This is a genomic window from Priestia megaterium (assembly GCF_009497655.1).
Lineage (GTDB): Bacteria > Bacillota > Bacilli > Bacillales > Bacillaceae_H > Priestia > Priestia zanthoxyli.
Map to the genome: position 1 here is coordinate 3,287,336 of NZ_CP023317.1, position 14,914 is coordinate 3,302,249.

Consider the following 14,914-nt stretch of genomic DNA (forward strand, 5'->3'; position numbering starts at 1 on the left):
ATCAATTCATACTAAAATTCTCTCTTCCGGTAGATAAACAGCGCAATAAAGTAAGAAGCAATATACATTACCATCCCCAAAAGAGTATATAAGATAGGAACATGCAAAGAAGAAGCGATCGGTAAGCTGGATGCTGCTAATATTTCAACTATATACCCAACAACTCCTTGTAAAGCAATCGCAACGAAAAGGCCGCCCATTCCACCTCCAAGTACTATTCCGTCAGATTTCTCTGCCCCGAATACATAAAGAAGCGGATAAGCAATTGCACCGGCGAAAAGTACGATAAATGTACCAAACGAAACGATATTTACTATATTCTCTACTGCACTCTTGGAAATAAGCGAATACATTGAGAAAACACCATAAGATAGGATGGTTCCGCTGACGACAATTAAAAAGTAAAAAATATAGTGACTTTGCACCACATTTTTCCGGCTAATTGGAAGGGTAAGCACGTATTTGTCATAGCCGGTTTTGCTTTCTAGTTTGATCACTTCAAGCGCTGGCATTGCCATTAATAAAATAATTAACATCGCTATAATACGATAAAATGAAGGATCAGCAAAATAAAAGATGACTGCAGAAATAACTATGGCGAGCGCTGTGTAAGTCAAAAAGCTTCGGTGAATGAGGTAATAGTTCGTTAACAATAGACCTTTCATTTATCGTTCACTCCTTGTTAAAAGCACGCTTAGTTCTTCCATCGACATCGGTTCAGTTACAGTTCCTTCTGGCAGCTGATGCTTATCTGATACGAGTACACGGGCAGACGTATCATACGTTCTTTTTGCCACTACTACATCTTCAGGAAGTACATTCAGCTGTTCTTCCTTCATAACGGCAATTGCGTACTCCTCAAACACTTTCTCTTTTTCTTCATTTAATAAAATTTCACCGTTTTTAATCACAACAAGATGGCTCGCGATTTTTTCGACGTCGCTCATAATGTGAGATGAAAGCAGTATTCCGCTGTTCCCATCGCTGACAAAAGCTTTTAATTCATCTAATATCTGCTCTCTAGACGAAGGATCCAATCCTCCTGTCGCTTCATCTAACAGCAATAGTTTAGCACCGTGAGACAGCGCTACCGCTAGAGATAATTTCATCGACATGCCGCGTGAAAACGTATGTATTTTTTTATCTTCTGGCAATGAAAAAGAATGAATCAACCGGTGAAAATCAGCTTCTTCCCAAGAATTAAACAGCTTCTTAAAAACGTTGTTTAACTGTTTTATCGTTAAAGAAACCGGCAGATTAATCGCATCAAACACGACTCCAATGTCTTCTTTAATCGTCGCATCTTTATTTAAATTGTCTTCACCAAATATTTCGACCGTACCGCTATCTCTTGAAATCAGTCCTAGTACCGCCTTAAACGTCGTCGATTTCCCTGCTCCGTTATCACCAATAAATCCTACAATCGATCCAGGAGGTACATGAAATGAAACATCTTTTAAAACCTCATTTTGGCCAAACGATTTTGCCATGTTTCTAACTTCTAAAAGATTTGTCATTTGCTCACTTCACTTTCTCTATTAGTAGTTAGTGTAATCTAATCGCTATGATGATTCGTAATATCACCTTTTTTTTACAAAAATGAATATTCACTACCAATTATAGCTAGTAAACTACAAAAAGTCGATGACAACCTAAAGCTTTATTACTCCTTCGTTTGTTTTTTATAATCGTAATATGTATGACAACATCTGCCTGTACTATTCTTATCCTATCCACTTATCAAAAGCGCAAATAAAAAAAGGATCTCCTATAAAAGATCCTTTTTTCTTCACTATAATTGATGACCCTGCTTTTTTTCTTTTTCACTTAATACGTAGTCTGTTATAAAACCAAGAATAAGTCCAACGGCTACCGGTATTAAACCGCCTTTTGCTTCCATTTGAAAATTTTCCGGTTCATTTACATAAATCCACTGAACTGAAAGCAACGAAATATGAAAGGTATTTCCGATAAAAAATAAAAGTGCTATGGTGCCAATTGTTACGCCGAATGAAATGATGTATTTCTTCACTGTACCCCTCCTTTCATTAAAAGGCTGCTCCAAGCAAAGCAACCTTTTAATTTCTTTATTTTGCTTCAAGCACTGCCTTTTCTCGAAAAACCTTTTTTAATACAAGAGATTGAAAGATCATAAACAAACTGCCCGTCATCCAATACAAGACGAGACCTGACGGTGAAAATATCCCAAAAGAAAGGACCATGACAGGCGAAAGAATTTGGGCTAGCAGTGCGTGGGATGAATTCATTCCATCTACGCCTGTTTGCATAACTCTTCCCTGTAAGTACGTAGCAACCGCTGCAACGATCGGAAGAATAAAATAGGGATCCGAGTGCCCTAAATCTAGCCACAAAAAGGACGATGCGCTAATCTCATCTATTCGTCTAATCGCATAGTACACAATTGAAAAGACTGGAAGCTGAACTAGTAAAGGAATGCATCCCATCAGCGGGTTAGCTCCATTTTCTTTAAGCAGTTCCATCATTTCACGCTGATATTGCTGCTGACTCTCAGGATCCTTATCTTTGTACTTCTCTTTTAGCTGTTGAAGCTGAGGCTGTATACTTTTATTGCTCAGCTGATTTTTATATTGAAGAATGTTTAAAGGCGCCAGCAGCATACGTACGCCCACCGTCACAAGCATAATTGAAAAGCCAACGCTTTGATGAAGCCACGTATTTCCTATAAACAAAATGAGCAGTGAAAAAGGATAAATAAAATAGTGATCAAAAAAGTGAGTGTGCGAACTTTGAATCACGTTTGCTGAATCACATCCGGCAAGTAGAAAAATGGAAACAACAATAAAGAAAAGCTTCTTTTTATGTTTTAACATTTATATTCCTCCAGTATTTTTTTAGTTAAACGAAAAAAATACTGGCGAATAAGGACCTTCATCGTCTTGTTCACCTATTGCTTCTTGTCTCTGAACAGAATGTATAAATTTAAATTTATGATACACGCAGCATATAAGATCCTGAGCACGTAAAAGATTTACGTTTTGTATGAGATACATGTCTTTTTGCTGCAGGCAAACGTGCTTATGTATTGTTTGAAATGTAGCTAGTTTAATAGCAGCATGTACAAAGAATGCTGTCATGATCGCAAATGATAAATACACTAAAGCATCCGGTATAAATAATTCCATTTATTCACATACTTATGGATTATTGTATCATATTTTCCTTATTTTAGGTTAAATATTTTTATGAAGCAGATTTAATCTAATGTAGCCCACAAAACCGATTTCCTTATAGGAGTCAAAAAATAAGTTTCTTTTTGTACATGTCATTATACATTTTGATGAAATGACGTATAGACAATATACTGGGACACATATAATTCTAAAAATTTCTACTTTTATTAGCAAAAAGGATATTATTCCTTTTTATGGTATAATCAAAAAATATAATTCATAGGGAGTGAAACTATTGGAAACTAATACAAAACCTCAAGTAAACACCAACTCTATTGTTTCTCTAACTCTAGGTATCCTGTCCATTTTTATTCCAATCCTCGGGTTTATTACAGGTATTATCGGCATTATCCTCTACAAAAAAGCATCAAATCAAATAGCTGCTTCCAATCAAAGCGGTAAAGGACTCGCGATTGCCGGGCTGATCTGCAGTATAGTAGGCGTGATTTCTCAGCTGTTCTTCGTATTAGGAATTATTACGTTTGTATTTGCAGGAACGACAATGGAATAAAAACGTAGTTTATATAGAATTATTCACATTTCTATGTAAAACAATAAAAGCTTGATTTTCAAACAGTTGAAAATCAAGCTCCTAAAATGTAAACGTTACTTATTTAATCATCGTTACTACACTTACGCGAAATTGCAAAGGAGAATACAAAATTAAATCTATCGTTGAATCCAGAATAAAAGAAATCATAATTGTTCTACTTACTTTACTGCTAGTCATCTCTGTGTTGATTAACTGTTCAGCTATTTTAATAGTACAGAAATAAAAACGTTCACCTCAAAATGTTATGATAACGGCGGAGATGCGATAGTAGAAATACATAATCCAATTACCAATGACTATTCTTTTAAATGTAAATAGCTGAGTTAAAAAACAGCTGGTCACTGAACAAGCTTACCTAGAAGAGGGCTAACGATTTAGCCCTCTTCTATACGTTAAAATATCGACGTATTAAGTCAACAATAAAGGAGTTCTTTATGAAACATGTCATATTAGGCATCTGCGTATTCGTATATGCCGTACTATTAGACTATCTAAAATATAACTATGGTCTTAACCTTATAGGAAAGGTGCTAATTCTGTCTGTTTTAACTGGTGTTACGTATAAAATTGTCGAGAAAATATATGAAAACCGAGAAACTACCTCAAAGAATTAAAAAACCTATAACCGCTCTAGATATAAAACAAACGCTGACAATTGGATGTCAGCGTTTGTTTTACTTGTTTTTATGAAGTGAATTATTTGCTCATAAAAGCAACAGATCTTAAAGTCTCACGATCTATACTCTATTGCTGATTACCATGTAAGGTGTTTGTAACCATTAAATCCTTACGTCTATAAATACTCAACACAATTCCAATTAAGAAAGCATTTAACAAGATCGGCATCAATCCATAGCTAATAAAGGGCAGTGACATGTTTGTCATAGGAAAGAATCCGACAATCATTCCTACGTTCCCAACTAGCTGTACAGTATAGACCATTACAACTCCTGCTAGTAAAAGCTTGCTGTACGTATCGTTTAGATTTCGAGCAATAAACATAATTCTCAGAGCAACTAAACAAAGAACCACAATAAGAATTGCTGCAAATAACCATCCGTAATAATACGTAAAACTTAAGAAGACGAAGTTAGTATGAGCCTCAGGGATGAATTGATCCGCAAATGAATGCTTGCCAAACCACCCTGCACCCACAAATAGATGATGTATTTCTAAGAGTCCAAATTTGGATGTTAAATATTCAGCGTTATAGGGATTTAAAAATGAAAGAACTCTATACTTCTGATAATAAGCAACGGTCATCCATCCAATTATGCCCCAAGCAGCGACTAACGCAAAGCCAGTTCCTAGGACAATGGCTATTTTCTTTTTATTTAGCTTACTCCACCAGATCATCGTAAAGGTCATGGCTACATATATAAAGAGCGTTGTAAGGCTGAATTGTAAAAAGAAATACGATGACAGAATGAACAAAAGAATAAATTTCCACATTTTAAAGCGATCGCTTTGAAAGAACCCTCCCCATGCCATAAGGAAAAAAGGAATGGCCATTAAACCTTCCATTTTTAAAGGCCCTAACTTAAAAACAGCTTGACCGTCTACGACGGTGTTAAAATGCCTTGTGAGGAACAATAAGAGTGCAGTACCTAATAAATAGAACATCCATCCTTTATTGGCCATCTTTCTATAGTCTATCAACATCATGCCAAGAGCTAAAACCCCACCTAAAACTACAAAGATAGCCTTATACATAGAAAAATGATTATCATTCATATACCCTTGGGACAGCAGTGGCAGAAACCCTAAAAGAAGAGCAGCTACAAATAAAATTAAGGTCATCCAGTCTACTTTCGGTCGATGAATACGGTTAAGACTTTGACCAATGCTGATGGGATTTCCCATTTGAGTAACAGCCTTGGCTTCTGCTTGGTCTTCGCTTATCCCTTTTTGCAGCCAATAGCTTTTTACTTCGTTTAAATGATGATGCAATTCCGCAGAAACAAATGCCTGGGCTTCTTTTGATTTTATTTGTGCCTTCACTTGTTCCAAGAATGAATTTCTTTGTTCACTCATATCCTTCTTCACCCCTCAAATATTTCTTTAAAACTCATTTGATTAGATAATGGCTGCTCTTCCACTTTTTTAAGTAGCCTGCAGCCCTTTTTATTTAATTGATAAAACTTAGCTCCGTCTTCTTGCCAACTGCTCGTCAATATACCTTTTAGCTCTAGTCGATGCAGGATGACATATAAAGACCCTTCGTTTTCTTTGAAATCTAAAATTCCTCGGCTTTGCAGTAAGCTGACTAACTCATAGCCCGTTTTCTCCTGCACAAGCAGCTGCATCATAGCAATCAGAATTTCTTCGTCGCTATGAGTCTCTTGCTTTATTTTTTCTCGAATGCTTTTCTTATGACTTTCCGTAAATTTTAGCTGAGCAAACACTTCACGATCCATTGTTTTTCTAAGATTTTTAAGACGTTTATCCATGACTCATTCCTCCAGCATTTCTTTTAAAAGTGATTTTGCACGCCTCAGTCTTGTTTTTACTGTATTCGTTCCGGTTTTGGTTACGAGCGCAATGTCTTTAATTAACAATTCTTCATAGTAAAAGAGGTAAATCACTTCTTTATATTTGGTAGGCAGCTTCATAACAGCTGACATCAGCTCGTGGTCTTCTTCGTGTTGAATAACAGCTTCCTCTATGTTTTCTTTTTCACTTATATGATTTGGAAAATAGTCTGTCGCCAGTATAATGTTTTTGTTGTACCAGCTTTTTAAAAAGTCTTTACAGTGGTTAATTGCGATTTGCCATAACCACGTCCGAAACTTGGATCTACCGCTGTACTTGTAAAGATTTTTGTAGCATTTAATAAAAATCTCCTGCGTCAAATCCTCCGCAACCGCTACGCTGTTTACATATGAGTAAGCCAGCTGCAAGATTTCCTGTCCATATCGATCCATAATTTCATCTATCACTAGTTCTTTGTCTTGCACGTGTATCCATTCTACGGTTAGTTCTTTCACTTCTGCCTCTCCTTTCTTGTTCTTAGACGAAGCGTTTTATAAAAAGGTTTTTATATTTTTATTTTTATTTTCTAGATAATTGCATCTGCACGAAAAAAAGGTTCTCTACACGAGAACCTTTAGTAGTACTTTTATGTACATGCTATGAAAAAAGATAGCCGGTAAAGATAATAAACCCTGTAACGAGGATTAATCCACCGCTAATTATCACTGTCAAAATACTTCTCAGAGCCGATACCCAATTGTTTATTCCAAAGAACCCTGCGATACCAATACAAAATAGAATAATTGCTAAACAAAGATTGATATTCAATAACGCTGGATAATAAAAAGTGATGAAAAAGAAACCAACGCATAGTAGCGTAAAGATAAATGACCAGAAATTAATAATTCGCGCCATCTCACCTACCCTCCTCTACCTTTAAAAGTTCCACGTTTAAACACATTCGGAATTGAGTTATTTCAAATCTATTTTTAAACGCTGCAAGAAAAAGTCACACACTTCCATTTGAATACACTGCTTCTTTAAACTGTACAATAAATATTCTAGTTCAAATTCCTGATAAAAGATCTTAGCGACAACCGATTTTAATTCCTCTAAAGTTGGTTGTTCTGACGCATATAATTTATCCAACGGAAGATTAAATTGAGAGAATAGCTGATCATTTTGATACCATTCGAAAATTTCTTCACCTTTTATTCGGCAGCTAAACACACCTAGTATCTTCAAGAATACCTTCACTTGATTTTCTTCAAATTCATGATCAATCACAAACATAAAAAAGGGATGTTCCACTACGTTAATCATGTGCTTCATGAGACTCATTTGATATTTTAATAGCTTCACTTCTTTTACTACGTCCAACTTCTTCCCATCTTTCTTTTAAAAATGATCCTACTATACTCTGTGAATTTTACCATAATATAGTAGTATCAATAAACCGTTTATAGGAGTATCACTTTGTAATGAATGGAATAATAAGGTATATTATTATAAATAGGAATAATTTCATAAATCGAAAGCGAGGATACATATGGGTCTATTAATAATTGTTGCTATTATCACAGTGTCCATCATTTTGGATTACTTTATCTTTGACTATGACGATAAGCACTGGGGCTGGTTGAAGAAAGCTTCTAAACCTGTTAGAAGAAGTGTGATTGGCTGTTACTTACTGATGTCGTGCTTTATTTATTTTGGTTTGAGTCTTCCGTATATCAAACCTTTTTTGTAAATAGAAATCTACAGCTTAGCCTATAGTCTTATTAGAAGACTATAGGCCTACCCAGTCATTTTACCACCACTATGAATTGTTTATCTTCAAATGCAAAGACTTCCCCTAATTCATCGATGTACTTCTTTCTATCTAATTTATAATGCTTTCCAAAATACAAGGTTTTCAAGTTAATACTCATGTCTAAACTAGAATCTTTTTCTGTCGCTTCATCACCGTCTAAGCATGAATATAATTCAATGTGACAGCCCTCTATCAGCTGTTCTTCAATATAAGTAAACAGCTCTCTTATTGATTTAGGATGTGGATCACAAGATAATTCGTATACATAAGGCAAGGTGAATACATGCTTGATGTCGCTATACCCGTCAGTTAAACGATTAACACTAATACCGTACGCATCTTCTTCTTTTTCATAGATTGTAATCAACTTTTCTTTTGTGCCAAAACTTCCTGTAGGCAATTCATAAGGAGATCCTATATAGTGATGTACAGTCATATTCGTCACTTCTCTTTCTCTTTGCTTATGTAAAATACTATTATTCTATCACTCTTATTAAGATTACATACAAATACAAGGAAAATATGTATAATAAAACCAGGAGGTGACAACATGAAAAAACTACTGCCTTTTCTATTTCTAGCCGCTCTTTACTTGTATGACTCTTCATACAATCATACTTCTTTTTTACATAAACCGGTTGTTTCTGCATTTTTATATGTAGGTGCTATTTTTGCCTGTTCGCTACTGCTTGTAAATATAAAAAAGAGCGTGCTGTTTAAGCAAGGAGATTACTATGAGCTATAAAATTATATTCTTTGACGTGGACGGAACTCTTACTCATCACGAAAACGGGACGATTTCCACCAAAACTCGAGAGGTTGTAAAAAGTTTAAAGCACAAAGGATTAAAAATCGTAGCCGCTACTGGAAGGCCTTTATCTCTGTGTGAAGAAGTTAAAGAATTAGGTATAGATACGCTTATTACCGCAAACGGAGCGTTTACTGTACATAATGAAAAAATCATTCATAAGCTGTCTATGGATAAGCACGCTGTGCGCGAAGTTTTTGAATACGCTGCATCAGAAAATCACGGTCTTTCATTTTACACAAAAGAGCTCAGCATGAACGGTGTCAAAGATAAAAATATTTTAAAAGCCCTGAACGAAACATTATCGCTTAGTGATTATCCTCAAATAAGTGAGCGTATTTACGATGAAGATATTTATTTAATGTGCTTATTCGCTGATGAAAAAACGGCTGAACAGTATGCACAGCGATTTCCTCATTTAATGTTCAAAAGGTGGCATCCTTTTGTCGTAAGTGTTCTTCAAGAAGAAATCACAAAGTCGGTAGCTATCCTAAACGTCTTAAACTATTTTAACATCGATCACTCCGAAGCTATCGCATTTGGAGACGGCGAAAACGATATTGATATGATCGAGTTAGCCGGCCTTGGAATTGCGATGGGAAATGGATCTGATAAGTTAAAAAGCGCTGCTGATTTTGTCACGAAGAAATCGGGTGAAGAGGGGATTGAGTTTGCCCTTAAAAAATTTAAAGTCCTATAGAAAAGTCACACGCCTAGATAACTTATCTAAGCGTGCTTTTTCCTTTCCATAAATGTTTCAGGATTTAGCTCCTCCGATTGAATGACAATGGCCGCCATACCGGTTTCACTTCCCGATGTATGCCACTCTCCTTTTTCCCACAGTGCTGCTTCTCCACGTTTAATCGAAATTCGTTTTTGATCCTCTCCTGTTACCCACCCTTCACCTTCGACTACGATAAATAACTGAGGTATAGGCGCTTCGTGATATCCTACCGTTCCTTCTCCGTCTATATACATATAACCGATCGTAGCTGCTTCGTTTGTTTGAATCATTTTTACGTAAGTAGCTAAATTCGACTGATATTTTTCTACTTTTTTGCCATGTTTTTTACTAAATTTATAGATTTTCAATGTACACCTCTTCTTTGTTCATTACGATTTCTTATTTATTTTTACTCCGTTTAAGATACTCGGGCGGAGAAACAGACTCAACGAGTAAAGCACCGTCTAGCTGATTACGCGGTACAAATAAAGTTGGCATAGTACCACTTTCTAAAAAGATCGTTTTAGTAAATATCCATTTGTTGTCTGAGTTTTTTTCAACCTGTGAGAAATCGGTAAATAAAGCCGGTGACTGCACTTGATGCATATAGTCCTCTAGACTTTTTTTCGGCGGCTTCTCTATTTTGTATGCCTGCCCTGTATCCGTATGTATTTCACCTTCATACATAAATAAGCCTAAGTAATAAGACTGTTTTTTTATTTCATTAGAGACAATTGCTCCTAGAGGTTCAAATCCCGTAAACGTTTTGTATTGTTTAAAGATATGAAGGTTATGGGCCCAAATAATAATTTTCTCGTCAGGATACAGATCTTGACAAACCCACTCTAGATTTTCTTTCATCCTTTTTTCTCTTACTTTTTTATACGTTCGGTGGTTATGGTGAATATGGTTAATAAAATACAAGCGATTTTGCAGGCATCGAATAATCATTTTAACTTTACATACAAGCTCTTGATTTTCAAGATACAAAACGTATTCTTCATGTAGATAAGCTTCTAAATCTCCTATCACTGCGCTTACTTTTTCTTTAAACTCTTCAAACTCACGTAGCATTTCTGCTGGGACTTTTTTTCTTCTCGCTTTATATTGCCCTAGCTGGTAGTACCATTTATATACGCCTGCTTCAATGTATTCTATCTTTTCTATCACGTCTTCAGATACTACGGGACTCAGCTGCTGAACAAATTTTACGAAAAGATCAGGATTAGAAGAAGGATTAATATCGATTCCTATTAAACTTAAATCTGATTTTTTCATCAGCTGAAACAAAGACAGATTTTCTTTTGTTGCCCATAAAGAATAAATCGCGTTTTTTAAAAAGTCTTCATCTGTAAACTCTTCCTTTAACTCATTAGCACTATGGCATTCCGCCAAGCCGCTTTCAAATGCCAGTACGGTAAAATTCATTTCTTTATGTAGAAATTCTATTATTTTTGACTTCATCATATTATGTTCTCTTATGTTATGACCGTTTTCCCCTAACCACACAACTCTCTTATCTTTTACGATATGACGGAGAAATCCAAACTCTTGCGGCTTACATTCAGTTGGTTTGCTTAAATGGATTGAGTTTTTAGATAGCCATTCTATAGAGTTTAAATACTTCTCTTTTCCTCTAAAAAAAATTCCCATACCCTATCCCCCTTCACTACATTACCTATTACTTCCATTTTACTAAAATATAGCTAACACTTCACTATTTATGTCCAGTAGCTGATCATTAGCAAAAAGACCTTATATATCTATAAGGTCTTATCTTTCTAGAATTCTAGATCAACTCATCCGGCTGAGCTTTCTCCAAACGTTCTTTGACTATTTTCTTAAACGCATGAGGATCATCTACGCGAATGGCGACCTGCTGATACTTCTTTTTAATTCCCATAAAAAGCGTCGCCTCTACTGGAGACTTTAGTGTTAGTAAAAGATCGGGATGAACGGTTTCAAAGTCGCGTGCGATAAATTCAATCGTGGTGCTGGGTAGCTTTTGTTCGAGGATGTGAGTGTCTTCTATTATTTCTTCAATATCTTTAAAAGAGATTTCCATACGCTTGGCTAAGCCAAACGAAACGTATATACGGTCGTCTTCAACTCGTAAAGGGTTAAGCCTTAATGCTTGAATATCTCCTATAAAGAAAACAATACTGTAAATATTAAGGATCAGTAAAACGATTGAAAGAGTCATAGACGTATTGTGCAGCAGCCAGTGAAGCCCTAATGTTTCAATAACAATCGCGTGAATAATCATAATTTGAAACGTAATAAAACTTGAGCGCTTATACAGAGTAAAGGTGTTAACTTCAGTACTCGGCTGCTTCTTCCACGTTCCAAACGCATAGTAAAACATCAGCATTTCTGAACACAGTATGTGTATAAAAGTTTGTTTGGGAAACTTTTCGTTTATAGCCCGCGAAAAGGAAAATAAAAGCGGTAAAGAGCTTGATTTGACTCTTTTCAAAATAGGCGGTACGTTTTTAGCCAGCATAAACAGCAGCGAAAGTTCAAAGAAAATGAGTACCCCTTCTATGCCAACGCCTAGCCACATAACCGACTGAAAAGAAGCTAAATATTCACTTGGAATGATAAAACGCGCAGCAATAAGACCTGTGGCCATTAATACAATAAAATATTTTACGCTGAACTTACGCTGCCAAGCTAGAAATAAGAGCGGAGCCACAAGGCTTAAGTCTAAAATAGAACCTACTACTACTCCGTTGAAATTACCAGGCAACGACTGAAGTCCAAAAGAAGAATGATATAACACGTAATTTGAACTTATTACTAACAGCAGTAAAAAAAGAGCGACCAGAGACACCGTTTTTTTATGAAGAACCAAATAACCCACCTCACTTTTAGTTGGTGAAACACAAAAATTCCTGTTACTTCCATTTTACCAATGGAGTTGATTTAAGTCACTTTGTAGCGTGACATTGTGTTATAAAATCATTTTTTATTTACCAATTCTTCTATACAAATAATTTACAATGTAAAAAGAGTTTTACATTTATTGTAAGGAGGAGTAAGAATGGATTGGGTTAAAATTGTGTATTCATTCATCCTGTTAGTTTGCGGAATTTTGATTTTTGTTTCATCATCTTCTCGAAAAGGTGATGAAAGAAAGAAGTTTATCAGTACGAAGGCTCAATCATACGCATTTGTGGTAGTTATAGGTATGCTGATTTTAGAAGTTATAGAGTCCATTTACCGGACTTTTCAAGGGAAAAGTTCTTATGATGGCATTGGCATTTCGCCGCTAATATTTCTAACGATGATTTCAGTTATATATTTGATAACGTTTCTTACCTACAGAAAAAAATACGGTGATTAAATGAAAGCTCACAAGTAAGAAATAAAGAAATTGAGCTCATATTTTCTGGTGAAACGATAAATATAACCTCACTTTATAATTAGCCTCTAGATGACATCCGACAGTAAATGAGCTTGTTATAAGTGCTTTTAAAAGTAATAACTAGACCTCCTACTGAGGTTTTTTTTATGCACTCTTAAAATAAAACATCTCCCTTAACTAAACTCAGGAGATGATATTATAAACGGTGAGTTCATTAGCGTTTTCTTACTCTCTATTCTGTTTCTCAAGTAATTCAATCACTCGATCATTTTGTTTAACAATCGTTCTTAGCTTTGCTTCTATCGAACACAAAGTGATAAAAACGGCTATAAATCCTATAACGCCATAAAACATAACGGCTTCTCCCTTGTTGCAAAATAATCAGCCATATACGTCCTACATCTCAAAAAAGCTATGTCTTTCCACTTTACACACTCTAAGCGAAAACGTTTGATACCATTCTGTTTTTCCTTTGTGCTGGGCTACGCGGTGAGCTGAATGTTCTTTCCACATTTTGATTGATTCTAAGGAATCCCAGTATGAAACGGTAATGCCTAAGTCTTGATCTCTGGCACTTTCTATTCCTAAAAAGCCTTTTTGTTTAGATGCAAGCTCCACCATTTTATCTGCCATTAGTCCATAACCCTTCTCACCTTCCGTTCGTTCAGAAGCAAAAATAACGGCATAATAAGGCGGTTCAGGGGTTTTAGAGATTCCACCCATATTGATTTCCTCCTTTAGAAGTCAAATTAACAGTAAAAAAGTATAAGTGCATAATTAATTTTTCTATTACCTTTATCTTCTTTTAGTACTATTTTTATAAATTCCATTATAATACTTTTTTAAGTTTACCTATACAAAATGTAACATTTAATAGCATGTAAAGATAAATATTCCATTTATATGATATAGTCTTTATAAGTAAGTAATAAACAAATAGAAATGGAGTTTCAACATGAGGAACATAAGCAAGATAACAACTGGGACCATTATGATAGCTTTGGCGCTTGGATTAATGGGGTGCAGTCACACAAGTTCAAACAATGAGAGCATAGATGGAAGCGAGGCAAAAAAAGAGCTGGCCATAGAGCTGAAATTTCTGCAAAACGAGTCCGAACGCTTAATTAATAATGACGGAAAGATAGAAGATAAAACGTTTCAAAGCTACAAAAATGATTTTAACCTGCTGTCTGCGTCTATTAATAGTACGTCAAAAGTAGAAACACAAAGTGATAGCGAGCTAAAAAAAAGCATAGCCCACTTAGCAAAAGACGTAGATACTTTAACAGAAAAAGAGTATGTAACATCCTATAAAAAATTCAATTCAAGTAAGACTATTTATGAAGTTACGCTCATGAACAATATGCATGACGTTATAGATGCAACAAAAACTTCGGAAGAAAGCAGTAACGTGTTAGACTCATTTGATGATAAACACTTTCATTCTTCCGAAGCACAAATAAAAAAAGATATGGGGCCTGCGATTAGTCATATCAACACCGCATCTAAATATAAAATAGAGCTCATGCAAGACGAAATCCAAAAGCATCGCGACAGTTATACAAAGCTCCAGCTCGAACAATTAAAAAAAGCCACTCATAATTTTGATTTGTCTCTTAACGATCAAATTAAATCGATTCAATCCTATAAACCTATAAGTGGAGATTATAATATAAGCAGAAACTTTCGCTATAATTCCTATGATAAATATACAAATGCCTGTGTGTACATTACTGACTTTGAATCTAATTTAGGAATTGCCAAGGCCGGTGATTTTTAAAAAAAGGCTCTCTATAAAGTACTTTTAGAGAGCCTTTTTGCTGTATTCATTACAAACGCGATTTCTTTATTTCTAGCGTTCTATAAATATTTTCTTCTCATGAGCCAGATAAAGCATCGCGTACATCCTAGTTATATCAAGGTTATATTTCACAAATAATAACCAAAATAAGGGTTTTAAGAGAG

21 protein-coding genes are annotated in these 14,914 nt (G+C 35.3%); 6 read left to right on the forward strand and 15 right to left on the reverse strand.

What is annotated here, in order from left to right:
* Positions 1-11: 11 nt before the first annotated feature.
* The 5 genes from CEQ83_RS16765 to CEQ83_RS16785 all read right to left on the reverse strand — a co-directional run bounded on the left by CEQ83_RS16765 (position 12) and on the right by CEQ83_RS16785 (position 3,164).
* Complete coding sequence (locus tag CEQ83_RS16765; RefSeq protein ID WP_098113682.1) at positions 12-665, reverse strand: ABC-2 transporter permease; 654 nt, start codon at positions 663-665, stop codon at positions 12-14.
* Positions 666-1,517, reverse strand: a complete 852-nt coding sequence (locus CEQ83_RS16770; RefSeq protein WP_098113681.1) for an ABC transporter ATP-binding protein — start codon at positions 1,515-1,517, stop codon at positions 666-668. It lies immediately after the preceding gene.
* A gap of 275 nt (positions 1,518-1,792) precedes the next feature.
* The gene (locus tag CEQ83_RS16775) at positions 1,793-2,032 is read right to left on the reverse strand and encodes a hypothetical protein (protein WP_034268427.1); all 240 of its coding nucleotides are present in this window, start codon (positions 2,030-2,032) and stop codon (positions 1,793-1,795) included.
* A gap of 55 nt (positions 2,033-2,087) precedes the next feature.
* Positions 2,088-2,852 (reverse strand): membrane protein insertase YidC, encoded by a 765-nt coding sequence (yidC, locus tag CEQ83_RS16780; protein WP_098113680.1) that lies wholly within the window; start codon positions 2,850-2,852, stop codon positions 2,088-2,090.
* Between the two features lie 21 nt (positions 2,853-2,873).
* On the reverse strand, positions 2,874-3,164 hold the full coding sequence (locus CEQ83_RS16785) for a hypothetical protein (protein ID WP_014459067.1): 291 nt from the start codon (positions 3,162-3,164) through the stop codon (positions 2,874-2,876).
* 283 nt (positions 3,165-3,447) lie between these two features.
* Between CEQ83_RS16785 and CEQ83_RS16790 the strand changes: the two genes are divergently transcribed.
* Positions 3,448-3,723 (forward strand): DUF4190 domain-containing protein, encoded by a 276-nt coding sequence (locus CEQ83_RS16790; protein ID WP_028414644.1) that lies wholly within the window; start codon positions 3,448-3,450, stop codon positions 3,721-3,723.
* 786 nt (positions 3,724-4,509) lie between these two features.
* On the opposite strand, the gene CEQ83_RS16795 is transcribed toward CEQ83_RS16790, so the two are convergent.
* From CEQ83_RS16795 to CEQ83_RS16815, 5 genes are all read right to left on the reverse strand, one after another.
* Positions 4,510-5,799 carry an FtsW/RodA/SpoVE family cell cycle protein gene (locus CEQ83_RS16795; RefSeq protein ID WP_034268420.1) on the reverse strand — a complete coding sequence of 430 codons (1,290 nt, stop codon included), beginning with the start codon at positions 5,797-5,799 and terminating at the stop codon, positions 4,510-4,512.
* 8 nt (positions 5,800-5,807) lie between these two features.
* Positions 5,808-6,215 (reverse strand): PadR family transcriptional regulator, encoded by a 408-nt coding sequence (locus CEQ83_RS16800; RefSeq protein WP_098113678.1) that lies wholly within the window; start codon positions 6,213-6,215, stop codon positions 5,808-5,810.
* A 3-nt stretch (positions 6,216-6,218) separates the two neighbouring features.
* Positions 6,219-6,752 carry a sigma-70 family RNA polymerase sigma factor gene (locus tag CEQ83_RS16805; protein WP_155017409.1) on the reverse strand — a complete coding sequence of 178 codons (534 nt, stop codon included), beginning with the start codon at positions 6,750-6,752 and terminating at the stop codon, positions 6,219-6,221.
* A 142-nt stretch (positions 6,753-6,894) separates the two neighbouring features.
* A complete protein-coding gene (locus CEQ83_RS16810) occupies positions 6,895-7,152 on the reverse strand; it encodes a hypothetical protein (protein WP_028414649.1) in 258 nt (85 codons plus the stop codon).
* 57 nt (positions 7,153-7,209) lie between these two features.
* The gene (locus CEQ83_RS16815; RefSeq protein ID WP_028414650.1) at positions 7,210-7,617 is read right to left on the reverse strand and encodes a DUF1878 family protein; all 408 of its coding nucleotides are present in this window, start codon (positions 7,615-7,617) and stop codon (positions 7,210-7,212) included.
* Positions 7,618-7,786: 169 nt separating this feature from the next.
* On the opposite strand from CEQ83_RS16815, the gene CEQ83_RS16820 reads away from it, so the two are divergent.
* Positions 7,787-7,987: a hypothetical protein gene (locus CEQ83_RS16820; protein ID WP_081732905.1), complete on the forward strand. Its 201-nt coding sequence runs from the start codon at positions 7,787-7,789 to the stop codon at positions 7,985-7,987.
* A 55-nt stretch (positions 7,988-8,042) separates the two neighbouring features.
* On the opposite strand, the gene CEQ83_RS16825 is transcribed toward CEQ83_RS16820, so the two are convergent.
* On the reverse strand, positions 8,043-8,486 hold the full coding sequence (locus tag CEQ83_RS16825) for a hypothetical protein (RefSeq protein ID WP_028414651.1): 444 nt from the start codon (positions 8,484-8,486) through the stop codon (positions 8,043-8,045).
* Positions 8,487-8,600: 114 nt separating this feature from the next.
* Between CEQ83_RS16825 and CEQ83_RS16830 the strand changes: the two genes are divergently transcribed.
* Positions 8,601-8,795 (forward strand): hypothetical protein, encoded by a 195-nt coding sequence (locus CEQ83_RS16830; protein ID WP_034328132.1) that lies wholly within the window; start codon positions 8,601-8,603, stop codon positions 8,793-8,795.
* Positions 8,785-9,558: a Cof-type HAD-IIB family hydrolase gene (locus CEQ83_RS16835; protein ID WP_028414652.1), complete on the forward strand. Its 774-nt coding sequence runs from the start codon at positions 8,785-8,787 to the stop codon at positions 9,556-9,558. The genes CEQ83_RS16830 and CEQ83_RS16835 overlap by 11 nt, the downstream gene beginning before the upstream one ends.
* A gap of 26 nt (positions 9,559-9,584) precedes the next feature.
* On the opposite strand, the gene CEQ83_RS16840 is transcribed toward CEQ83_RS16835, so the two are convergent.
* From CEQ83_RS16840 to CEQ83_RS16850, 3 genes are all read right to left on the reverse strand, one after another.
* Positions 9,585-9,950 carry a cupin domain-containing protein gene (locus tag CEQ83_RS16840; RefSeq protein ID WP_028414653.1) on the reverse strand — a complete coding sequence of 122 codons (366 nt, stop codon included), beginning with the start codon at positions 9,948-9,950 and terminating at the stop codon, positions 9,585-9,587.
* A gap of 31 nt (positions 9,951-9,981) precedes the next feature.
* Complete coding sequence (locus tag CEQ83_RS16845; protein WP_155017410.1) at positions 9,982-11,235, reverse strand: erythromycin esterase family protein; 1,254 nt, start codon at positions 11,233-11,235, stop codon at positions 9,982-9,984.
* Positions 11,236-11,371: 136 nt separating this feature from the next.
* Positions 11,372-12,436 (reverse strand): beta-carotene 15,15'-monooxygenase, encoded by a 1,065-nt coding sequence (locus CEQ83_RS16850; RefSeq protein WP_155017411.1) that lies wholly within the window; start codon positions 12,434-12,436, stop codon positions 11,372-11,374.
* Between the two features lie 189 nt (positions 12,437-12,625).
* Between CEQ83_RS16850 and CEQ83_RS16855 the strand changes: the two genes are divergently transcribed.
* On the forward strand, positions 12,626-12,928 hold the full coding sequence (locus CEQ83_RS16855; RefSeq protein WP_028414656.1) for a hypothetical protein: 303 nt from the start codon (positions 12,626-12,628) through the stop codon (positions 12,926-12,928).
* Between the two features lie 417 nt (positions 12,929-13,345).
* Here the strand turns inward: CEQ83_RS16855 and CEQ83_RS16860 are convergent, their stop codons facing one another.
* A complete protein-coding gene (locus CEQ83_RS16860) occupies positions 13,346-13,672 on the reverse strand; it encodes an antibiotic biosynthesis monooxygenase family protein (protein WP_098627631.1) in 327 nt (108 codons plus the stop codon).
* Positions 13,673-13,904: 232 nt separating this feature from the next.
* Between CEQ83_RS16860 and CEQ83_RS16865 the strand changes: the two genes are divergently transcribed.
* Positions 13,905-14,729, forward strand: a complete 825-nt coding sequence (locus CEQ83_RS16865; RefSeq protein ID WP_228123015.1) for a hypothetical protein — start codon at positions 13,905-13,907, stop codon at positions 14,727-14,729.
* Positions 14,730-14,914: the final 185 nt, after the last annotated feature.